A 21,507-nucleotide genomic window follows, 5' to 3' on the forward strand; every position below is an offset into this window, starting at 1 on the left:
GGATCATAAATCTACTGAGGTATTGGAATTTAAACGTCATCTCGGTCTATCCGCATAGATATCATATCGACGACGATCTCACCCTATCCCTCCAATATACCTTAGAAATTCACTAGGAATCTTATCGATCGAATCTTTCATAATCGTTCGGATCAGCGTCTATTGGAGTGTTTCTGCCGAAAAAGCAAATATGGCAGAGATGATCGTCAACATTGCTCCCACTACAGCCCATTTCTCCCATCGGCTAGTCACAGCCATCCCGCTAAGAACAATGATAGAGAGACCAACAGCAACGAGAAAGACTATATCTCCAATACTCCGAGCTTCTGCTAATTGAATTTGTGTGCCAAGAATGATGAGAAGTGCGCCTGATAGTATAATAAGAAATAGCGAGACCGCGTTTTGCCTCCAATCTAAAGCATCATTCGTTGGCATACTCTCGTCCTCAGCCTAAAATCACTTAGTTCTCTACCTCAGTGGCTTTCAGATGAGGCTTAGCTGCGACCCAGACGCGTTGACTGACGACCGAGAGAAAACGATAGTACAGCCACTGTTACAAGACAACCGGCAAGAACCAGGGTCGGATCAGCGATGTGACCACCGAGTCCTAGATATCCGATAGCGACCATAGTGATACTCAGTAGTAGCAGCGTGAACTGACGAACACCGAAGCCCTTCATACGATCCTTTGCGACCGTGAGTAGCATAGTTGTCCTGGTAGAACTATCCATCAGTAGTCATCCTCAAATATCGCTCGACATGAGAGTTACTAACGTATATCAAGAATCTATCCGTCACTGTTGATTCTCAAGGACGGAAGGCAACGGAGTTGAAGCTAATTGACTCGTCACGGTCTCACGAACAGGCGCCTCTGTGTGTGCGAGTGCAACCACTCCGACATCGAAAAGATACGGCCCCTCAGCGTCACTCATCGCTGTTTTTCTCCGCGCCGCGCCGAACAGAGTCTCTGTGCTTCTGGGCAATTGGGTTGGCGCCATCGTCAAGCGGAGTCGTTTCTCCCCGTTCTGAAGATGTTTCCTTGACGAATTGCTCCATGCGTTCGATAATCTGTTCGGGGTTGTCTTCGGGTTCAACGACTGCTTTCCCACCTTCTTCGTAAATATCTACTTCTGTCCCAGGAGTAATACCGAGCTGCTCTCGCACCTCCTGTGGAAGGACGATGCGTCCTTTTGAATCTACCTTTGCCATATTCCTGCTTAGAGTGGGAACAGCCATAACCGCTTTTGCCACAATAATGGTTATATAAAATATAAATAAAAGATTGTATTACCAACTACTGCTAAGTAAGCAGGTTCGGCGATTGGCACCATCACGGCAGATAAATCGCCTTATCGAACTAAACGCCACTACCAGGTCAGTCCTTAAGCCAGGCGACCTTGTTGAACCCCGTAGCAACTGATAGAAATGATGTACTGAATACAGAGCGTGGATTGAACGTCAAAAACCCACTATAGAGAGAACACTCCCCAATGCTATTGCTACTTGTCGCGACTAATCATCTACTTAGGATATTTCTTGAGGAGTCGATCTGGTTCACGGAGATCGACGCACGCCCCGGCTTTTATCCATACCGTATTTCTATGGCGACCAGAATAACTATCCAGCAGTATATTTAATAACTCAATAAATTACGTACTGGTCAAAGAGCTACAGGGCTAGAAACTGTACTTATCCTAGTTGAGTTTTCCGACCCCGACCCGCTCCCGTCTACGGTTATCGACGGCCTCACAGCGTATCGGGAACTCTACACGTGCATCAAAACAATCCCGACAGAATTACGAGCATCTGTTGAAGGAAATAGAATTACGATTGCCACTGGTGCAGAAGCGTTCGAAGACTGGCTCGATTCTGATCTTACCCACACAGGCTTCCTCACGCGCTTATCAGCGCTTGTCCACTGATAGTCGCTGTCCTCCAGTTTTAGGACGCAAAATCTGTTCGTACCTGTAAGAAGCCAGAGGGTGGATAGAGGCACTCAAAAATGGGCCAACCAATAGGGGCTACAAGCCTCTATTCGCTTTCAACAAACACTGTATCGGCGCTTCTATAGAAATCTACTTACCTTTGGTTTCAACTGGTGACCAAACGGCCAAGGCATGAACCAAACTGCAATGCTGAAGAACGAGTAACTAGGGCTTCAACAATTGCGTAGTCAGCCTCCATGGGCCACCCCAGGAACTAATTGTCCATGACCAACGGTCGGGCTGATTACGCTGCTAGCAACCATGAAATCACCAGACATCAATTGCATATCAACGGCACGACGCACCCTACTCAAGGGGCTTGCAGCCCTTGGTCTTACGACCGGTCTCGCGAGCTCCTCAGCACGGAATATTATTGTATTCCATAGTGCAACCGAAGCCGAAATCAATTACCAATTCACCGTATCGGGAGGGCTACGGAAAACCACCAGCAGCGGCGGTGCCCCCATTGATGATTCAGCCATCACAAAAGATCCAGAAGATGATCGTGATGGTAGTACAGTTCATGGAGCAACTGCTGGTGGATATGATGCGTACGTGTACACTGGGCAAATAACTGCTCTTGATATCGATAATTGCGATCAGGCGAAAGTGTGGATCAATGGCCAAGCAGTAAACCCCTGCCAACTTATCGGTGAGAATCCAGGGGGAAGTTCTGGATCAGACACACTCCCCAGCGTTATCGAACTCCACGGCAAACCCTCAGCACCAGTGAAATTTTTAATTCGAGTATCTGGCCGAATCTATTCGACTTCTCGCCACTCTCCCAATAGTGACTATCATCAGGTTGAATGGCAACTGGGTGGGGAAGAACTACCGTCGGACACCTACCAATTCAGTGGACACATTGAACAACTCCAAACCTCAGATGGTGATGTCGACATAGTCATTCGCCAACGAGACTAATCAGTATGCTCTGCACCAAAATGTGAAAGCTTGGTTGCTGCAGACTGATACTGCTCATACAATTTGATTGCCTCGGTACGCACTGCATCGTTTGGAGTTTCTACTAATGCCCGTGGAATTCCTTCACCATCTCCAACGCCAATATGTACAAGGTCGTCATAGATACCGATAAAATAGGGTATTGCACCATCATACTGGTACAGAGTTACACTGTCCTGGCTGAGCATAGGTTGAATTCGTTCTTCATAATGGGGCTTTGAACGAAGTGTATCCACTACTTCTGATTCGACCACAACCTGCTGCTGTTGGTCATCCTCAAGGACATTTTGGTGAGCGACTTCAAGTTGATTCAACCCGACAGCAGGAACCATTGCCCGTAACGACCTTGAATCATTCATCGCATCTGCATGCCGATTTGCCGGGGCATATGGGTCACTAGATGTCGATACTACAACCTTTGCATCAGCGAATAATTTGAGATCGAACGGAAACTCATCAAGCGATAACCACCGGAAAAATGGTTTGAGCTCTCCTGCAATCTGGATTCGTCTTGTGAAATCATCATATTCCTCAGCGACGAGACGCCCATATGGTGTAAGTCTATATTGGCCATTCTGGTATTCAATCAAATCAGCTGTTTCGAGGTCGCGAACACCCCTGTCAACCGTTGAACGCGAAACATCCAATTCGTCGATTAGAGTGCGTTTATCTGCCGGGTGCTCAAAAAGTAGTTGGGTGAACCTTGATCGCTGTGAAAGAATATCGAAGAGGTACTCCCTCGTGTCCATTGTTATCACCCACCAACTAGACTATCACGTTCTTCAGCATATATCTAGCCAGAAAACGGGTGCTTAGCCACAGATAAAACTTTTACCAAAGAAGGGTATCACTCTCTTTGAATCGCCCTAAATAAGTGATTCTTGCAAGCAGTAGTTATGCGGACAGAGCGGGGTCCCATTCCTCATGAGACAATCACCACTGACAGGGGCCTCTCCCACAATGAGGCCACAAGGATGCCTTCGACTCAATTGTTCTGCGGAAAACCCTCTTGCACAGCCCATATCCACCCAGTATTGTTTTATAGGAGTTTACAGGGTGTGACCTCATTCACAACGCATGATATGAAGGAGTGAGCGAAACTACGTTCAGTATGATACCGAACAACAACCGGCGAGAATTCCTGAAAATTCTGGGAGTAGGAACGCTTGCAGGCGGATATGTTCTACACGACTTTAGCACAGAAGGGAATCTACAGCTGACCGTACGTGGTGGGAGGGCGCGTCCAGGAGGTACCGTACCGGTAGAATTCAAACTCCTGAATCACGGCACTCAAGAGATCCGGGCTCCCCGCATACAATTTGGTCCGCCACGTAACGGTTGGTACAAGCAACGCTTGAGAGATGATGGAGGAACTCGCCTTTACAGTGGAACAAATAATCCCTATTTTTCCGGGTGGAAATGGAGTGCACTCTCTCCAGGGGAAGCGGTTTCCCCATCCTTCCTACTGAAGGTACCGACAGCTGCAGCAGTAGGTGAGTATGCTTTTTCTGCAGAGGTCTTTAGCCAAGAGACAGTTACTGCAGAACAAGATCCTACCGAACAACCACCCTCAACACCGGCACCGACGCCAGAACCAACGCCGGAACCCACACCGGAACCAACGCCGGAACCCACACCGGAACCAACGCCGGAACCCACACCGGAACCAACGCCGGAACCAACGACATCTTTTGAGGACCCGACAACAACAGCCGTACCGGCAACAGAGGGAACAGATCCAGTTTCAACGCCAACGGAATCACTCTCAACACAACCCCCACTCACCTCTACATCAACTACAAGCAGGTTAACATCATCTGAGACAAGCCAAAAGACACCCTTACCGTCAACTGAATCTAAGAATACACGAACGCAATCTCCTAGTACGACCCCGCTATTACCGACACAAACGACGCCTCCTCTGACTACCGAAGAAGTCACTACTCACCAACAAACTAATCCCAACAAGGCACCAGTTGAATTTCTCAACTGTACAACAGTAAGAATCACTGGCGATTTCAAAAGCGTCTTCATGGAAGTCGGCTATATAGTTGATCAGTACGCAGACGTCACTGAGTATATTTTAAGCAAAGACATTGCACCAGTATCCGGAACGACAACGATCGACGTCACAGAACATCCGAACCTCAACATTCCTGCAGACCACTTGCCCCGCATTTTGTACGTTAGCCTCGCAACAGATACACTAATAAATCCGTTAACACCGGCATCGAAAATAGATTATACGGTAAGAAATCCGCTGTCGGCAAAGGACTGTGAACACACCGAGTCAGATGGAGGTGAAGAATCTGAGTCGGATGGGACCCATTTTGTTATAGCTACCAGTGAGACTGACCAAACAATCAAATACGCCTTTACTGCCAATGGGAGTGTTGAGAAGACAGATGACAGTGGCGATGCACCTATTGATGACGAAGCAGTGACGATTGATTCGGAGGATGCAATCAGTGGAAATCAGTCTCAATCAGTTACTGGAGCAATTGCAGGTGGTGCTGATGCATATTTGATATCGGGGTCGATTACTCGATTCCGCATTTCGCTCACACATGACCAAGCCAGTATAGTTTCCATATATCAGGATGGACAGCAAGTGACTCCGAGCGATCTGGGGACAAACCCGGCAGCTGCTACTCCTATAACCTTTCTTGACTGCCAATCTGCGCGTGTAAACGGTACGTTCGGATCTGTCTTGATGGATACAAGCTTCTGGGACGACGAAGGAATTGGTACTCATTCCAATTTAGGCGCCGGGGCAGTCGAAGGCACAACAAGAGTGCACCCGACTGAACAACACAGCAATCCATTTGCGATTGATTCAATGGGAGTAGATACAGACGGTACGGGTACCGTTAGTCAGTCTGAGCACGTCGCAGACAATCCATACGCAGGTCCTTGGTGTGCCCGATCAGATGCCCCGAACTCAAATACTGGCAATTCAGTGACTGAAGAGTCGAGGCCGTCTTTAGATCTTTCTGCAACTGGCGGTTCGACATCTCCGGGGGAAACAGTACGAGTAGATGTTACAGTCAAAAATACCGGGGCTACTGAAGTCACAGTCCCAATTTTGCTGTCAATTCCTGACGGATGGAGCATCAGTGATCATCAAGATGATGGAGGTACTTGGCGCCCGAACGCAGGATTCAAGTCCAGACCAGCTGACGGCTGGGAATGGACGATCAAACCAGGTGAAACCAAACACGGTTGGGTCCAGCTCAAAGTACCAGTTCAATCAAAATTGGGTGAGTATACTATTCCGGTGCGACATCGGGTAGATGACATGGTTTTTAAATCAGTTGATGCAGCCGTAACAGTAACCTCCGGTACAACAACTATAGTTATCAGCGATCCAAACAATGAACAAATTCCATCAACCACCCCTCAAGGTGGAGCAGGGGGGAATACATCATCAGATACACAAATTTCCCTGACTCACAAAAAATCAGAATTGACGGTTAACTCTCTCCCCATAACTGCAGCCTTGAATCATCCTCCAGTACTTATGCACGACTTCCCGAACATGGTTCTATTATCACTGAAAGTCAACAACCGTGGGGTGCTGGGTCTTCTTGACCCACGAAAACTCCATAACCCACAAGCCAAACTGACTTTTTCAGGAGCAAAAATCAAACATCCAACGCCTGGAAATTTCCCAGTAGATATTGCTGTTAATTCGAAATCCAAGTCAGCACGTATACAGGGGAAAGGAATTAATGCACCGTGGGAAGCCGGTCAAAATGCCATCATTGGCGCAGCAGTTGCACCGAAAGCCAGTGTCAATACGGTTAATCTCACTATTGAGGTCTCAGCACGGACAAAAGCTCAGGGAAAGCGCAAACGGCACTCTTCCCAAATTCGCCTACCCGTAAGCGCCCGCCCGGAAAACAAGATTTCACTCTCACACTTCGCTACTGCTGCTGAGCAGCGGGCAACTATTATGAGAAGCTTTGGGCGGATTCTAAATCAACAGGCATCATTTCAGGAGAAGGCACAGAAGCAGTTCAGCGATGCAATAACTACCATCTCTATTAGCGGAGCGGTAATGTTGGCTGATACAGCAGTCGGTACGGTTCTCCAGATGGCAAAACCCTTAGACTACATCTGGGAGGCGTACACGTTTCATTATGACTCTCCTTTCGAAGGGCTGGTCGGTGGTGCTGTCCCGAAAGAACCAGGGTCTGTTATTGAATCGGAACTAGAGCGGTATTGGCCACCGTTCTATGCAGAATTTCTTTCTCACGCAGACGGAATATTCAACCAATTTGACCAACTCGTCAACAACTATGATTACAACGCTCGAGTCAACGAAGGAGCAGCAACTATTCTCTGTTATGCAATTGCAGAAGCAGCAGAAGAAGAAGCTCGCGCTTGGAAGGCAAACAAGAGGAATAGGGCTCGTCAGTTGCTCGCTAATCAGTTATTCATGCTTGATGGATCGTACAAGAATGCTGATTGGGACAGTATCAATAACCGATTCAATAAGCATGAGGACAAAACGAGCTATAAGTGGATTTTTAATAAGGACACCTATCCAGACGAAGCAGAAAACCTTGTGCAAAAATTGTATGAAGTGAGAGCACTCAGGCAAAATGATCCTCGCTACCGAGATGTTATTAGTATGTTTCATACAATGCATGGCACGAGTAAGGGGGAAGCACATCGAGTGCGTGATCTCCTTGTCTACTATGATAAAGATGTGGCTTAGGGAAAGTTCTCTAATTAGTTAAACCGGTTATCCATTGCCATCCTCAATAGATCTGTAGCTGGAGTGCATATGACTCTAGACAGTCGTCGGACTTTCACCGGCGATTCCAGAGTTTCTAACGTACATCTGGAACAATTACCGGTTGATTCCGCACGATATCGTTCTGATTGCACTCAATTGCGGGTGCCAGTAACATACGAGTTCCGTACCTCCTATCATTCGTTATCTGTTTAATTGAAATACCCCAGTCAGCGTTCGATACACTCTTGGAAGATAAGTCACTTTCCGAATGCATGCTCTATATTGAATATTCGTCTCAAACCCTTACAGTGAGAATTTGACCCAGAAAAATTCACCTCGGTTCTTCTTTGAATAGAATATTTAGTAAAATCTGATCGTAATTTTCTACCCGAACCAAAGGGATTCAAATTAAACAATCGAAATCAACCCTCGCTGTCTATCATTGCCAACTGGCGAAGCACGGAGATTGCATTATCTCAGAGGTGACTTACCGAAAGCCGTCAGAGTCCTCAGTCGCGTCCCATCCCCGTATGCCAAAGACTTCGAGAATAACGAGGGAACTGAATCTCGTCGATCTCTGCGTCCCTCACACAAAGACTCCCGTGACCATAGTTTCTGTCTCTATATCAAGCTCTGAGAGGTTCGACAAAGACGGCATCGACTCAGAAGCCAGGAGAAGGGAAGAACTTCGTCAGTCCTCTCCGGAGTGGCACGCCGGGCAGATAACTCGTTTGTACCCGTTATTGTGGATGTCGACGCTGCACACTTTCCGGGTTCGTTTGCCGCAGTTCCAGCAGTAGATCGGCCCGATCCGCGCCCAGGTCTCATTATCGTATTCGTCGGGGTTTCACTCGGCCTGAGAGATACGGACGATATCTGTGCTGGTAACTGCTGGAGGGTAGCTTTCGATTTCCGCTACTTTTGATCACAGTTCGGGTCCTTGCTGCCATGTTTCCATATGATTGGCTGCTCGGAATAGATGCTGATATCCTTGAACAAGCATTCAGACGGGGGTTGCTAAGACCCCCGCGGTTTCACCGAACACGTTCTGCACGTCCTCGCCCTTTACGCAGACGGTGACCACCTCGGAACCATTATCGACAACTAACTCGCCAATGTCGAGGCTAACGATCGCTGGCTGGTTCTAAGCACCGACGGCAGTATTCGTGAATTCGGTTATATATAAATTCTGCTACACTCTTGGCGTCATAATCAGCTTGTCAGAGCGACCGAAGCGAGAGCCGTTTCTCGAACTCCTGTTCCGTCTGACTTCGGATCTGTTCCCGGATACCATCGCGGTCGGACGTAAGTCCGAACTCGTCATCGAGCTGCTCGAACTCCACTATATCGAGTGTATCCTCGAGAAGACCAACACGTCTGTTCTGCAACGCCTCGTACGTCCAGAGGGAATTGAAGTAGTTCGCTAAGGCGGGATCGATTTCGTCGCGTTCTCCTTGCTGGACGGCCCGAGACTGTTCGAGCAAGTCCTCGAGCTTTCTTCGATCCACCACCCCCTCAGTTCCGGTGAAGTATCGATTGGGATGGATACTCCGGAAGTCCTCACCGGTGTCGAAGTACTGGGGCATTTTTTCGGCGAGAGGGAGATTGCTCGCCTTGATATTGTCGCTGTCGCGAAGAAGGAGGAAGTTTCCGAGGTCATTGACGAATCGTTGAGTGATAAACTCCGCAATGTTGTCGCGACGTTGACGCTCGTCTTCGCTGAGTTCGCTGTCGTCCCGGCGGTACAACTCGACATAGGTCTGAATCGCGTCCTCGATTTCGACCTCATCGTCGTCCTCGAGCTGGAAGAATTCGGTCAGCCATACCGGGTCGTTAGCGTCGTGTATCAGGCTCTGTGGAAGGACGTGTTCGAGGTGGATACTACCCATGTTCAGACGGCGTTCGACGTACATGCCGTCCTCGCGGAAGTGCTCATTCGCGATTTTGCCGAACAATAGTTTCGCGTTCTGGGGGTTCCATGCCTGCGCCTGAGTGACGATATCTACGAACCTGTCGGAGAACATCGACGGGTTCGACGATCGCATCTCGTCGATCAAATGGAGACACGAGTCATCGTATACGTTCTCACGGTCCTCCATCTCGGGTGAGAGCGAGAATCGGTGGACGGTCTCGATGAAAATCTCCTGGAAGATGTTCGGGTCTTCCCCGACGAGGAGTCGTCTGAAGTTGAGTTTCTCGACCGTGTCGAGAACGTCGTAGAGCTGTTCGCCGCTCGCATCCGAGTCCCTCACCGTGTGGTGGTAGAGCGCCAAAATAAACGGGCGCCACTGGTTCATCTGCTGGTCGTTGAGACGGACCAGCACCTCTTGGCACTTCTCGTGTGCCTCCGCGAGTGCGAGGTCTGTAGGTTCCAGCGCAGAATTCGTGATGTCCTTGTAGTACTGAACGAATTCGTGAGCGTGGTCGAGGAAGCCTCGGGCGTCATCGAGGTGTCGCAATCGTGGTCGGACGTCGGATTCGAGATTGCGAGTCGCGAACGCGTTAGTGAGTTCTGCACTGGCTTCGCCCACGGTCTCGATCTCGGGGTCGATGATGCTGAGATAGACGGAGAGATAGTCGTCGATCTGGTCCTCGTCTGTCGCGAACGCGACGACGATGTCTTCCCATTTGTCCACGTACTCTTGTCGGTCATCGGCATCAAAGAACGCGTTTACGACCGCCGCCCTGATACGGTCGATCTTGGTGAGTTCGAGCCCGCGGTCGTTGAGAATCTCGAAGATTTGCATCCGGAAATCTGGTGCCGCGTTCCGAACAATGAACTCGCCAACGTGGTACGAGTTTTGGATGTAATGACTGAGGTTGATCAGAGCTAGCGCCTCGCTGTCGGTGTCGTCTGCCCCGTCGATGACCTCCTTGATGCGTTCTTTGTAGAAGTTGTAGGCGTCGAGTAGCCGCCAATTCGAGTCGTAGACCGGCGTAAAGTAGGAGAACGACGTATCAGGGTCCTTTTCTTCGATGACTTGGTCGCTAATCCGAAACTCCTTGATGAGGTCCGAGATTCGGGTCGCATCGCCACGGCGACCATCTACGTGTTCACGTTCGTCTGAACAGAGATACTCTAATCGGGTTTCAGGGCCTAGCATGAGAGCCTCAAAGAACCCCAAGTCTGCGTCGTCGTCATCATCGTGTTTATTCAGTGATAGTCGTGGGATGTCTCCCTTGAGAGGGTTCTCGAAGCGGTAGAGAAGTGACTCGATCTGCTTGATGCTCCCTTCCCGTAGTTGACTGACTGTGTCCTGCTGGATCGACTCTGCTTTGAGGGCGCGGAGTTCCTCCAAGATGGATAGTAAGAGGATATTGATTGACGTGAGTCGCTGTTGGCCGTCGATGATCTCGTGGGTGTTGCTGTCTTTGTCGACAGCGAAGTACATCGAACTGAAGAACACGTCGGAGACATCCGAGTCCTCAACGAGATCGGCCTCCACGAACTGTTGGAGGTCAGACCACAGTTGTCGATGATGCTTCTCCTTCCACGAGAACAGCCGCTGGTATTCCGGAACGTTAAACGTCCGATCTGAGAGAACGTCTTCTAACGTCCTCTTTTCCATCTCGAAATTCTCGCCCGCGATTTGCTGCATCGCAACGTGGTCTGCGACCGCCGTGATGTCGAGGTCAACGTGATCGTAGTCGATGTAGGTATCGTAGAGCGTTCGATGATTGTCCGCCATACCGGCCTATAAAAAAGAACGCACATAGTAGTATCGTAAATCGCTATAACCACCAACTAGGTCAATGGACGTAGTTGCAACCCGATCTACCGGGTCGAGAATGAGGGAGAACGTATACAAGAGCGACTTTCCCAGTCCTATTGCCGCATTTTCCTGGTTCAGGTGGAAATACGATATCATATTTGTCAGCGTCGATCGAGTACCATACGCGACGAGAGAGGATATTTGCTATGGTCCCTTGGCCAACATCAGTCGTAGCCTTAATATCGTGGTGGGTCGCGCCGTCGTCACGGAAGTGAATGACTCGAAGGGAGGTTTGGAAGTCGTTGCCAGGAACCTGCGCGGTCTTCCCAGCGTTGTACATGTACCCAAACTTGGGGCGACCGAGGTTGCCTATGTGGCACTGGAGGGGTGTTTTATATAGGTCGCCCCGAAAATCGTGGTGCCATTAGGTCATGCCGGGAATCGACGAGAGGAGTTCCTGAAGACCGGGATTGGCAATCGTCTACTTGGTGCCAAGGAGAATGATGTGCCGACGACTTGGCTGCGATGATCTAGGCGGTCATCCCAGGGACGGTTATCAGCGTCGTTGAATGCCTCCAGCAGCGAGTTTCTCTTTCTTAGCCAGTGTTCCGAGAAACTACAAATCAATCGTAATTGTGGTCAGAACAATACTTTTATGTAGCGAGCCTCGGTTCGACACGTCAACAACCGTTAATGAGTACAGTTCCATCTCTATTGTCAGGCCTCTCCCCGTGGATCGCTGGCGTAATCGGCGGGCTATCCGCCAATATCGCCGCAAATTGGTTGTGGCGGAAGTACACGAAGCCAGAACTAGTGTTCGGGGATACCGCTAACACGGATTTCGAGGTAGATAACGATGGCAGCCCTGAAGCGAGACGGTTCAAAATAGTTGTCCGGAATGAGGGGAGGACAGCGGCAAAGAACTGCAAACCGAAAATCCAGTTACAGGGAAAGCACGAGGGCAGCCTGTACGAAGTGGAACGTACGGTCTGTTGGGCCGAAGAAGGACACCCCTCTAGGATTACTATAAACCCTGACGAGACGGCTGAATTCGAGTTCTTCAAGATAACTGCTGAGCAGGAAAACGACGAAGAGGTCCTTAACACCAACCTCGCCTTCTATGCTCAATTCCCAGATTCTGCTGGCGAGGACTCGACTGGTGATGTGGTCGAATGGCTTTATGACGACGAGTTTGCCCAGGTACAGGGGGCGGAATTCCACGATAAAATCGAGAAAGAGTTGTTCGAAAAGTTGGAGTGGCAGACAAACGAGATCGTTGTTACGTCCGAGAACACGGATCGTATCGATGGGTTTGTGACCCTAAATCCTGATATAAAGGATGCACAGGGTCTTGTCGGTATGACTGTAAGTGTTATTCCAAATTAATTCTCCGCAATAAATATATACACTCAATTTGTTGACTCCGAGTATGACCGTGCTTCAGCAACCGGAAGACAGTCTTTCGGAAGCTTACGCGTTTCTCGACGAACTCCCGGATTCAGGTAGCCAGGAGTTCTTACTGGCTCGAGAGTCACAGACCACAGAGAGCCTTCTTGGGGGCGAGGAGAACACTATCTATACATTTGAGAAATTTGTCGAAGATGACGAGGAAGTGCTGGAATTGCTACGAGGTCGTTCGTTAGACGTGCTCGAAAATCAGGTTAAGTCGGTAGTTAAAAACGAGAACAAGGAGTTGGCCGAATATGATATTTCAAACCGCAAGAAAGAAGATGCACTGCTGGAGTTCGTGGTTGCCGATAAGATCCAGAATTTCGACCGGTTCGAAGGGTTGCTAGAAACAGGGGCGACCGGAGAGAGTAAGTTCAATCCTGGTCACCCCCCGGCGTTCCAGGCGTATCGCGTTGTGCAGGGTGATAAAGTACGATTCGCAGCCCTGCAAAAGTTCACGCAGCGCCAGGTCCTCTCGGACGATGATGGCGTCAAACTAGCATTCGAGGAAGATTCCGGCGATTACGACCCGTTTACTGGTACAGTAGTCTCGTTTTTGAGTCGTATCGATTGCTTCTACTTTGAGGGGACAGTCTACATTTTGAACGCTACTAAGTTTGAAGATATCTTCGATTACCTGTACGAGTACAAGGATGACGCTAACGATGTGCTCACGTCAGTCAAAAATTCGGATATCAATATCGCTGACTTCGACCGGTTCGTTGACTCTGTGAAAAACGATCGCCGGGCGCTGCGAAAGATGCGAGAGATTAAGCAGGTCGGAATCTATAATGACATGACAAGGGAAGAGGTTGAACAAATTGTCGAGGATTTTGGAATTTCTATCGACGTTGAGGAGGGAGAAGGTAACGAGGACTGGTCAATTGCTATCCCAGATATGCGCAAGAAGTGGGATATCATCCGGCTGTTGAATGACGACCACCTGTACTCTGACCTTTCGAAAGACAGATATCAGGTGTACGGGAAGGACAACCGGTCTTGATGAACTGTTGAGAGCGGTCGACACGGCCCTGATCCTTAACATGCTTTCCAGAGAATTACAGGTGTGACAAACTAGAAAGCAGTTTTCATCGGATTCCTTGGCGACCGTCACGAGAGATAAATTGCCTGATCGAACCAGACACCATCACTAATTTAGTGGCCAAGATAGCTAGGATTCATAAAGACTACCACTGGCAAAAATTATTTATTGAATATAGTATGTGATTAGGTCTAACAAGCAGCCACCTTTGCCAACGACGGCTTTGCCTTCCAATTAGCACTACACACTTTGAAGCGTCAAATTTTGTAGAAGCTCAGAACGAAATCCACTATAATATCGCTCTTCTTGAGTTCACCAACGCAGACCACCAGTTATTGGAAGCGCTTTGAGGATAACAACAGGTGGAGAATGAGCTACGAAAACGAGCAGAAGACGTTTGCCTCTAAAAATGATTCTACTCGTTAGAAATCACCATAGGCGCTCAACACACCCATTTTCACTACGTTCTTTGCACCAACACGAATAATTTCGTAATCATTTGCAAGTGAACCAGATAACGCAGGATACAGATCGCTACTAACTAATCTTCTTGCCGTATCCTTATCATCAGTGGTCAGTTGCTCAAAGTCGATAATCCCGACTGTGAGGTCGCGAGAGTAGTATCTACCTGTACCTTCATATTGACCGCGCTCACTACTGAATTCAGTGTTTGCAGGGATGTTAGGACATTCGACGACGAATCCTTGTTCGATGCCACTGTCAGATCCAATTCATCTCCCTTCCTACTCATGCCGTCTTCCTGAATAACTCCTCTCTATCTTGCACGCCAATCCCATCAACTATGGAGGGTTTCAACGGAGTCCATTTTCCACAAATCCCGGTAGGCATGAATAGGTACGACATTGTCTTTCCGATGTCGTTACTATCGCTGAATTAAACACGAGCTGCAAGCGAACTTGATAGCTCGAAAAGTTCAGGCGTTGTCTGGCCGCCGGTAGGTAACATGACTGTTCGCATGTTCCTTTTGACCGATCTCTCCTTGGTCCACGAGCTCGTCGAGGCGGTTCCGAATCGTCTATCGACTTGGGTTGTAATCGTCTTCGAAGGCGCCCCAAGGTCAGTCGTCAGATGTGTTCGACTCCGACTTCTCAGTCTGTGTCTGTTGAAGCGCTTCTTTACTAGACCTGATTTTAGGCAGTTTCGAACGCACCGATGACCATGCTAACGCCCCTCGAATACGGGACCATCCGTTAGATGCTTTCGAGCGTATTTTGGATAACAATCCCGTACGCTCTTTGGTCGTGAGTACGTGTACGGTTGTGATTTGGTCTTCGGTGAGAATCACTTTCTCACGTGATGGCTCTTCTTCAAAATCCGGAAAGACAGGTGAACGTAACACTATCTGGCGTTCTTTCTCTACGCGGCTGTACTCGCTGAGTCTTCCTACCACGTCCTCATCTTCGAGTTCCACCATGATCTGATCTGCGTTGCGCAGCGCACCCTCCCACGGTTGCCACGGATTTCGGCGATGGCCGTGGAATCTTGTGAGGAAATTTCTGGCTTGATGAGTGACATTAAACGTCAGAGAAATCGCATAGGCCACCCCGAAGAGCGCAGAGAGAGTAAGGAGAAGGGCTGCACTCTCAACATGAAATCGTTCCGGACCGAAAAAGACGGCTTCCAGATCTGATTGTCCGGTAACAGAGTCTCCCTGAGCTTGCACAAGATAAATGAAGACGATATCGATTAGAAGACTGGTTACAAAACTCGTCGCATAGAGCTGATACTCTTCGACTTTCTGCTCGACGACACCAAGTGTGATTCCAATAAGAACGGCAATCAGCCCCGGTGCGAGCAATAGTGCTGCTAAGACTAGCGTCTGTCCAGTGAGTTTCATATAGATATCTCGCCGCGATAAGCCTTACTCGTCGGAGTTACTTCCGCTGTCGCCGCTCCCGCGATCTGGGTCATTGGATGTTGGGGCCATCACGTACCCGCCTTCGGGCACCCCCTCCGTGTCTGTCCGTTCTCCTTCTTGCTCGATGCTCCCTGAATCGGTGACTTGTTCGGAAAATTCACTGTTATCCCTGGCTTCGCTGAGCTCCGCTGCGTCGTCTTGAGAGCCCTCGTCTGACATCATTTTAATATTAGGTTCCCAACTTATATTTCTTACTCCCTCATATTACAAGCAGCTCTGAGGTCATAGCAACCGATAGGTCAACGAACCTTGAGGGACACGCAAGACGGGCGTTCTCAAAGATTGCACTCAAAAAATCGGCGCTTTGCGTAATTCCTGACATAATCCTTTAACGATCAGATTCATCGTCTTCTTCGTCGTTCCACACTCCAACTGGTTCACTTATAATTAGTATCATCTTCTGTAATAGGTGTGATATTCTATGTTGATTTTCCGCATAGTAGCTGAGCTGGAGTTGTTTCGTTGTGTCCACAAGGAGTTTTCTCTCCCCCTGATCTGGTTCAATTATGTGCCAATATACACCGGTTATTCTGGCAACAATATAAAAAGGAGCTGCAAATTTGATATTGATCATTATTGCAATAGGAATAAAATATATAAGATTATATAGTGGGTTATATAACCAAAGCGGTATTAAAGTATTTCCTATAATGAAACGTTTGGCAAAGTTTGACTTGAGAAAGAATAAGTCAAAGTATTTGTATAAAACTGATAATGAATTACTTCCTAAGTATAAGAAAGTTATCCACAATACTACTGCGATAATACCTAATATAGCATAATCCTTCGTGAGTATGCTAGCTCTCACTCTTTGAATTGATAGAAAATCAAAAAACCTCTCACGTTCAGAATACGACCCCAGGATAAAAGGAGTGGCATAAAAGCCAAGAAACAAATGGTAGTTAATATCAATTAGCTCCCAGTAATCGCTAATAATATATGACTGTTGCGGTGTTAATGCAATGCTCATAATGTATCGCAGTTCCTCCATAACATTTGTATCATTCGATATATATAGATTAATCGGAGATAGAACCGGCGAGATAAATGATAGTACAAAATATGCAATGGCTTTTAATGAAAACCACCAAAATACTAAAAGTATTCCTACTTCTAATCCTCTTCGTAAGTGCGGTAAAGTTCTCTTTTGAGACGGTGTAGCATCCATTCCGCGCACAGACGTTTGTAGAATATCTATTGAATAACTAACAGCAGGAATCAATGCTAACATAGGGAAAACAACAAGCTCTGTATTTGATAGAGTACTTAACGGTATAGTGTAAAGCATGGAGATCAATAATATAGCTGAAAGAAATATATAGGAGTAGAACGTATTTTTAGCCCATATAAATAATAGCTTTAAGTCACAATAACCAATAATGTCTGTAAGAATGGGAAAGATTCTAATTTTGTCTGATGACTTTTTCATATCCACACCTCCGTCCTAACCCACATCTGATATGGAGCGCTATCTTCATACTTTATCCAAAGTTAAAGCATCTGTGGCGTACTTCCACCTTAACTGCCACTTCTTTATTAGTAAAATCTATTTAGGATTAGAGTAGACCCGTGAGAACCTGATCTGCGTGAGAACCACCCTAACTCTGTTCAACTCCGCTGGCGAGCCTGCTGACCCTGCCAATAAGGCCACGGTCACTAACGTTGGGAAATTCACGTTGTCGGTCGAGAACCGCGAAGCCGATGCTGACGGCGACGTGACGCTCAATCTCGGCGTGAACAAACCACGTCTACGTCTGGTCTGGCACACGACGCGATACGGCCTCCACTCCAAAGCCACCACGCTCGTCTCCAACCACTCATTTAGGAATGCCCACTCAGTACCTTCTTGTTTTAGAACAACGTGAGATAGCGCTTATCTATCAGGAGATGGAGCGTGTATGTGATGATGAGACAGCTCTTTCGAGCAAGCGGAAGTTCGCCCATGGCGTGATGCAGGAGATGTCGATTCTGCTCGGTCGAGATAGCTGGGGTTAAGAGAGCCAAATTCACCTTTTCTTTCTCATAAACAAATAAATCAATATTGACGCTGCTACTCCTATCACATATTTAGGAAACCGGTTAGGAGATTGACTCTTTTTCGCTTTCTCGAATTTTTCTAAGGCGTCACAAGATTTGGATCTATTGTATGCAGCATCTCGAAGCGCGTCTCTCTGCTCTTCATTAAGTTTTATTGAGTTAGACTTAGTCAGCAATTCTGCTACTGCTTCACGGCACTCTTTTGCGGTCTCTGGCATTCTTATCCCCCATCCAATCCCCACATGTAGAATGATAACTGTTGTGGCATCATCATGATTGAAGCCGGGGCGGCGTTCCCGATCAGTCCGTGTTCTCTTCGAGGATGCGCAGGAGAAGGTTGACCGTGTGGAGTACGTCTCGGGCGTAGTCTTGGTCAGCTTCTTCAACGAAGCGATGACTGGCTGGATTCCGTAAAGCCATAATTGCGCCTCGGTAAAGGAACATCGCTCCTTGTTTCTCCGCACCTGTTTCACCAAAGCTTAGCGGGCCTCCATTGACGCTGAATGCTTCAGACATGAGGCTATCTCCATAATCGTCGGCTTCGAATTCTCCTTTTTCTCGCACTCGTTCTTCGAGAATGATGAACGCTGTCCGGACAGCCTCTTGGTAGTCGCCGTTTTCGTACGTGGAGAGGCATTCTTCGGCAAGTTCGCTGTCGAGAACGCCGGAATCGACTTCGGAGAACTCGTTTGCGTTGTCTGCCCAGGGATAGGCCGCACCGCAATCTTTGCAATAGTTAGGAACAGTCGCGCTATAGATACCCACGCGCCCGCTTCCGGGTGGATCATGTTTTCCTCGTATCGTCTCCCCGCACTCTACGCACTCGTGGATAGTATCAGCGCCACATTTCCTACAGGCGTCCTGTCTGTCGTGGGGGCGATCAATATAGTGGTCTGTGATCTGGTGACCATTCATGCAAACTTGCATGACATCGTAGGGTTCTGTTCTCCTCATTGTTTGTGAGAGTCCGCTATCTAATAGTAAAGATTTGGGATAGATCTCTCGAGCTTCTGAACTCGGTCCTCATTAGGTGATTTACTCATTGGTAGACTAGTCGGTTTAGTGTGGTAAATCGGGTTGGCCTCTCACGCTAACAACACAGGTTGACTCTGAATAGTAGGGCGACATCCCAACATGGAATATTATCCTCAATAATCAATAAGTGCATCCGCGATGAATTGGCTCTTGCGAACTCCACCACAGCGGTGACCCGCGTCATGCGGCATGACGAACTCTCTGCCGCGGCTGGCGTCGCGTTTAAAACCAACTCGACGCCGTCTGTTGGATGCAGACCGTCACAGAACGTGATGGGCGCTGCAGGATTTGAACCCGCGACAGCTTGGTCCGAAGCCAAGTACTCTGTCCAGACTGAGCTAAGCGCCCTCGGTCACACGTACTGCGCGACTCCTTTTAAGCGCCGTGGTTTCTCCCGGACCGCGGCACGTCCGATTCATTTATACAGGGTCGGACGAGTAGCCGGGGTATGGACGACGGACGTGCCCGGGGGCTGTTCGAACTCACCCGGCCCGGGAACACGTTCGCCGCTGGCGTTCTGACCCTCATCGGGGCGTTCGTCGCCGGTATCACCGACCAGTCGGTCGCGGATCCGGTCGGCAACGTCACGGCCGCGGTCGCGGCGACGTGGCTCGCGACCGCCGCCGGCAACTCCATCAACGACTACTTCGACCGGGAGATAGACGCCATCAACGCGCCGGCCAGACCGATTCCCCGCGGAGCAGTGACGCCGCGGGAGGCGCTGTGGTTCAGCGCGGCGCTGTTCGTCGGTGCGGTCCTGGCGACGCTCACCTTGCCGCCGTTGGCCATCGCCATCGCGCTGGTGAACCTCCTCGCGCTGCTCCTGTACACGGAGTGGTTCAAGGGACTGCCGGGCGTCGGTAACGCCGTCGTCGCCTACCTCGGCGGGAGCACGTTCCTGTTCGGGGGTGCGGCCGTCGGCAGCATCGCCGGGTCGGGCGTCCTCTTCGTGCTGGCCGCACTGTCGACGCTGACGCGCGAAATCGTCAAGGACGTGGAGGACATGGCGGGCGACCGCGAGGAGGGGCTGAACACGCTCCCGCTGGCCATCGGTGCGCGGCCGGCGCTCGCCGTCGGGGCGGCGTTGCTCGTGGTCGCAGTCGCCGCCAGTCCGCTCCCGTACTTCTGGACGGCATTCGGCGCGGTGTACCTCGTGGCGGTCGCGCCCGCCGACGCGGTGATGCTGTACGCGGCCTACGAGAGTTTCGAGGACCCGACCGCGGGCCAGTTACACCTCAAGTACGGCATGTTCCTCGCCGCGGCGGCGTTCGTCGTCGGTCGCGTCGGCACCCTTCTCTAGCGACGTGACGGAACAGATACCAATAAAAAAGAATATAAGTAAAAGTGCCTATCTTTATCTACGATGAGACAGAGGAGAGGGTCGACCGTGGTCGACGGCCGGCGTTCTCCTGCCACACTGCCGTGAGGGACGTCATGTATGAACTCGGTGACGCGTGCTCGGCCACCGAATGTGAACCGGGGACGAACCTGCTGATCGCTGGCCCGCCGATGACTGGCAAGCGTGCCCTCGGTCTCGACATACTGACGCACGGCAGTCGTCGGGGCGACGGTGCGATCGTCGTCACGACGCAGGACAGTGGCGACGAGGTCCTCCGGGCGTACGAGGACCGCTTCGACGGGGCCGTTCCGGCAGTGGGCGTCGTCGACTGCGTCTCCAAGCAGCAGGGAGCGAGTCCGACGCCCACCGACAGGGTGGCCTACGCGTCCTCGCCGGTCGACATGACCGGCATCGGTATCGAACTCTCGGAGTTTCTGGAGCGGTTCTACGAGCGCGGCGTCCGCGAGAACCGCATCCTGCTCGACTCGCTGTCGACGCTGCTGATGTACTCGAACCTCCAGACCGTGTTCCGGTTCCTCCACGTCTTCACGGGTCGCGTCCAGAGCGCAGACGCCCTTGGCCTGTTCGTTGTCGACTCGACGGCACACGACGACCAGACGATGAGCCCGCTCCGACAGCTGTTCGACGGCGAGATAGAGGTTCGAGAGAGCGACGCCGACCGGTCGGAGCTTCGACTGAAAGGCGTCGGCGAGACGACAGAGTGGCAGACCGTCTGAGCGGAGTCGAGCGGTCGACCGCTTCTGCGGGCCGTTCTCCAGCACGCCGTTTCTCTGCAGTACGTCGGCCTTCGGCAGCACGTTTTTGCTGGCGCGTCCCGTGATTTACCGGTATGCCAGTCGAGAGCGACGACGAACTCCGTCAGATACTCGAACTCGACACCGTCGCGGTCGTCGGCTGTTCGACGACGGAAGGCAAAGACGCCCACGAGATTCCGAAGTACCTCCGGGAACACGGCTACGACGTGATTCCGGTGAACCCGTACGCCGACGAGATATTCGGCCGTCGGGCGTACGACTCGCTGGCCGACGTCGAGGAGGGCGTCGACGTCGTGGACGTGTTCCGGCCGAGCGACGAGGTCGCAGGCATCGTCGACGCCGCGGTCGAGCGCGACGACGCGGACGTCATCTGGACGCAGCTCGGCATCCGCGACGACGAGGCGGCCGAACGCGCAGAGAACGCCGGCAAGCGCGTCGTCCAGGACCACTGCATGAAGGTCGAACATCAGCGGCTGATGGAGTGA

General features: G+C 50.1%; 17 protein-coding genes and 1 tRNA gene. 8 read left to right on the forward strand and 10 right to left on the reverse strand.

Annotated elements, in window-relative coordinates:
- Positions 1-159: 159 nt before the first annotated feature.
- On the reverse strand, positions 160-435 hold the full coding sequence (locus ACRYA2_RS12405) for a hypothetical protein (protein WP_433628391.1): 276 nt from the start codon (positions 433-435) through the stop codon (positions 160-162).
- Between the two features lie 489 nt (positions 436-924).
- Positions 925-1,209: an AbrB/MazE/SpoVT family DNA-binding domain-containing protein gene (locus tag ACRYA2_RS12410; RefSeq protein ID WP_433628393.1), complete on the reverse strand. Its 285-nt coding sequence runs from the start codon at positions 1,207-1,209 to the stop codon at positions 925-927.
- A gap of 1,037 nt (positions 1,210-2,246) precedes the next feature.
- Between ACRYA2_RS12410 and ACRYA2_RS12415 the strand changes: the two genes are divergently transcribed.
- Positions 2,247-2,909 (forward strand): hypothetical protein, encoded by a 663-nt coding sequence (locus ACRYA2_RS12415; RefSeq protein WP_433628396.1) that lies wholly within the window; start codon positions 2,247-2,249, stop codon positions 2,907-2,909.
- On the opposite strand, the gene ACRYA2_RS12420 is transcribed toward ACRYA2_RS12415, so the two are convergent.
- A complete protein-coding gene (locus ACRYA2_RS12420; RefSeq protein WP_433628398.1) occupies positions 2,906-3,697 on the reverse strand; it encodes a helix-turn-helix transcriptional regulator in 792 nt (263 codons plus the stop codon). The two genes, ACRYA2_RS12415 and ACRYA2_RS12420, sit on opposite strands and share 4 nt — an antisense overlap.
- 362 nt (positions 3,698-4,059) lie before the next feature.
- On the opposite strand from ACRYA2_RS12420, the gene ACRYA2_RS12425 reads away from it, so the two are divergent.
- A complete protein-coding gene (locus ACRYA2_RS12425) occupies positions 4,060-7,671 on the forward strand; it encodes a COG1470 family protein (protein ID WP_433628400.1) in 3,612 nt (1,203 codons plus the stop codon).
- 1,241 nt (positions 7,672-8,912) lie between these two features.
- Here ACRYA2_RS12425 and ACRYA2_RS12430 read toward each other — a convergent pair.
- Positions 8,913-11,381 (reverse strand): GmrSD restriction endonuclease domain-containing protein, encoded by a 2,469-nt coding sequence (locus ACRYA2_RS12430; protein ID WP_433628402.1) that lies wholly within the window; start codon positions 11,379-11,381, stop codon positions 8,913-8,915.
- 100 nt (positions 11,382-11,481) lie between these two features.
- On the opposite strand from ACRYA2_RS12430, the gene ACRYA2_RS12435 reads away from it, so the two are divergent.
- The 3 genes from ACRYA2_RS12435 to ACRYA2_RS12445 all read left to right on the forward strand — a co-directional run bounded on the left by ACRYA2_RS12435 (position 11,482) and on the right by ACRYA2_RS12445 (position 13,857).
- Positions 11,482-11,805 carry a hypothetical protein gene (locus tag ACRYA2_RS12435; protein WP_433628405.1) on the forward strand — a complete coding sequence of 108 codons (324 nt, stop codon included), beginning with the start codon at positions 11,482-11,484 and terminating at the stop codon, positions 11,803-11,805.
- Between the two features lie 293 nt (positions 11,806-12,098).
- Positions 12,099-12,791 (forward strand): hypothetical protein, encoded by a 693-nt coding sequence (locus ACRYA2_RS12440; protein ID WP_433628407.1) that lies wholly within the window; start codon positions 12,099-12,101, stop codon positions 12,789-12,791.
- Positions 12,792-12,834: 43 nt separating this feature from the next.
- The gene (locus tag ACRYA2_RS12445; RefSeq protein ID WP_433628410.1) at positions 12,835-13,857 is read left to right on the forward strand and encodes a Kiwa anti-phage protein KwaB-like domain-containing protein; all 1,023 of its coding nucleotides are present in this window, start codon (positions 12,835-12,837) and stop codon (positions 13,855-13,857) included.
- A 1,117-nt stretch (positions 13,858-14,974) separates the two neighbouring features.
- Here the strand turns inward: ACRYA2_RS12445 and ACRYA2_RS12450 are convergent.
- The 6 genes from ACRYA2_RS12450 to ACRYA2_RS12475 form a co-directional block, all read right to left on the reverse strand.
- Positions 14,975-15,754: a DUF6338 family protein gene (locus ACRYA2_RS12450; protein ID WP_433628413.1), complete on the reverse strand. Its 780-nt coding sequence runs from the start codon at positions 15,752-15,754 to the stop codon at positions 14,975-14,977.
- Positions 15,755-15,778: 24 nt separating this feature from the next.
- Positions 15,779-15,994, reverse strand: a complete 216-nt coding sequence (locus ACRYA2_RS12455) for a hypothetical protein (RefSeq protein ID WP_433628415.1) — start codon at positions 15,992-15,994, stop codon at positions 15,779-15,781.
- Positions 15,995-16,163: 169 nt separating this feature from the next.
- Entirely contained in the window at positions 16,164-17,264 is a 1,101-nt protein-coding gene (locus ACRYA2_RS12460) for a hypothetical protein (RefSeq protein ID WP_433628418.1), read from the reverse strand.
- A 577-nt stretch (positions 17,265-17,841) separates the two neighbouring features.
- Positions 17,842-18,090, reverse strand: a complete 249-nt coding sequence (locus tag ACRYA2_RS12465) for a hypothetical protein (RefSeq protein WP_433628421.1) — start codon at positions 18,088-18,090, stop codon at positions 17,842-17,844.
- 82 nt (positions 18,091-18,172) lie between these two features.
- Entirely contained in the window at positions 18,173-18,826 is a 654-nt protein-coding gene (locus tag ACRYA2_RS12470; protein WP_433628424.1) for a TIGR02391 family protein, read from the reverse strand.
- Positions 18,827-19,180: 354 nt separating this feature from the next.
- Positions 19,181-19,255, reverse strand: a tRNA-Arg gene (locus tag ACRYA2_RS12475).
- Between the two features lie 100 nt (positions 19,256-19,355).
- Here ACRYA2_RS12475 and ACRYA2_RS12480 point away from each other — a divergent pair.
- The 3 genes from ACRYA2_RS12480 to ACRYA2_RS12490 all read left to right on the forward strand — a co-directional run bounded on the left by ACRYA2_RS12480 (position 19,356) and on the right by ACRYA2_RS12490 (position 21,507).
- Positions 19,356-20,207: a geranylgeranylglycerol-phosphate geranylgeranyltransferase gene (locus tag ACRYA2_RS12480; protein ID WP_433628426.1), complete on the forward strand. Its 852-nt coding sequence runs from the start codon at positions 19,356-19,358 to the stop codon at positions 20,205-20,207.
- A 134-nt stretch (positions 20,208-20,341) separates the two neighbouring features.
- Positions 20,342-20,983: an RAD55 family ATPase gene (locus tag ACRYA2_RS12485; protein WP_433628430.1), complete on the forward strand. Its 642-nt coding sequence runs from the start codon at positions 20,342-20,344 to the stop codon at positions 20,981-20,983.
- Positions 20,984-21,096: 113 nt separating this feature from the next.
- Positions 21,097-21,507 carry a CoA-binding protein gene (locus ACRYA2_RS12490; RefSeq protein WP_433628433.1) on the forward strand — a complete coding sequence of 137 codons (411 nt, stop codon included), beginning with the start codon at positions 21,097-21,099 and terminating at the stop codon, positions 21,505-21,507.

The organism is Halomicrococcus pelagicus (genome assembly GCF_050954125.1).

Coding starts and splice junctions, on each gene's coding strand:
- ACRYA2_RS12465 (WP_433628421.1), bottom strand. CDS start 18,090: ATGCCAGAGACCGCAAAAGAGTGCCGTGAAGCAGTAGCAGAATTGCTG.
- ACRYA2_RS12430 (WP_433628402.1), bottom strand. CDS start 11,381: ATGGCGGACAATCATCGAACGCTCTACGATACCTACATCGACTACGAT.
- ACRYA2_RS12425 (WP_433628400.1), top strand. CDS start 4,060: ATGATACCGAACAACAACCGGCGAGAATTCCTGAAAATTCTGGGAGTA.
- ACRYA2_RS12470 (WP_433628424.1), bottom strand. CDS start 18,826: ATGAGGAGAACAGAACCCTACGATGTCATGCAAGTTTGCATGAATGGT.
- ACRYA2_RS12490 (WP_433628433.1), top strand. CDS start 21,097: ATGCCAGTCGAGAGCGACGACGAACTCCGTCAGATACTCGAACTCGAC.
- ACRYA2_RS12410 (WP_433628393.1), bottom strand. CDS start 1,209: ATGGCAAAGGTAGATTCAAAAGGACGCATCGTCCTTCCACAGGAGGTG.
- ACRYA2_RS12420 (WP_433628398.1), bottom strand. CDS start 3,697: ATGGACACGAGGGAGTACCTCTTCGATATTCTTTCACAGCGATCAAGG.
- ACRYA2_RS12480 (WP_433628426.1), top strand. CDS start 19,356: ATGGACGACGGACGTGCCCGGGGGCTGTTCGAACTCACCCGGCCCGGG.
- ACRYA2_RS12415 (WP_433628396.1), top strand. CDS start 2,247: ATGAAATCACCAGACATCAATTGCATATCAACGGCACGACGCACCCTA.
- ACRYA2_RS12485 (WP_433628430.1), top strand. CDS start 20,342: ATGTATGAACTCGGTGACGCGTGCTCGGCCACCGAATGTGAACCGGGG.
- ACRYA2_RS12450 (WP_433628413.1), bottom strand. CDS start 15,754: ATGAAACTCACTGGACAGACGCTAGTCTTAGCAGCACTATTGCTCGCA.
- ACRYA2_RS12405 (WP_433628391.1), bottom strand. CDS start 435: ATGCCAACGAATGATGCTTTAGATTGGAGGCAAAACGCGGTCTCGCTA.
- ACRYA2_RS12460 (WP_433628418.1), bottom strand. CDS start 17,264: ATGAAAAAGTCATCAGACAAAATTAGAATCTTTCCCATTCTTACAGAC.
- ACRYA2_RS12440 (WP_433628407.1), top strand. CDS start 12,099: ATGAGTACAGTTCCATCTCTATTGTCAGGCCTCTCCCCGTGGATCGCT.
- ACRYA2_RS12455 (WP_433628415.1), bottom strand. CDS start 15,994: ATGTCAGACGAGGGCTCTCAAGACGACGCAGCGGAGCTCAGCGAAGCC.
- ACRYA2_RS12445 (WP_433628410.1), top strand. CDS start 12,835: ATGACCGTGCTTCAGCAACCGGAAGACAGTCTTTCGGAAGCTTACGCG.
- ACRYA2_RS12435 (WP_433628405.1), top strand. CDS start 11,482: ATGAGGGAGAACGTATACAAGAGCGACTTTCCCAGTCCTATTGCCGCA.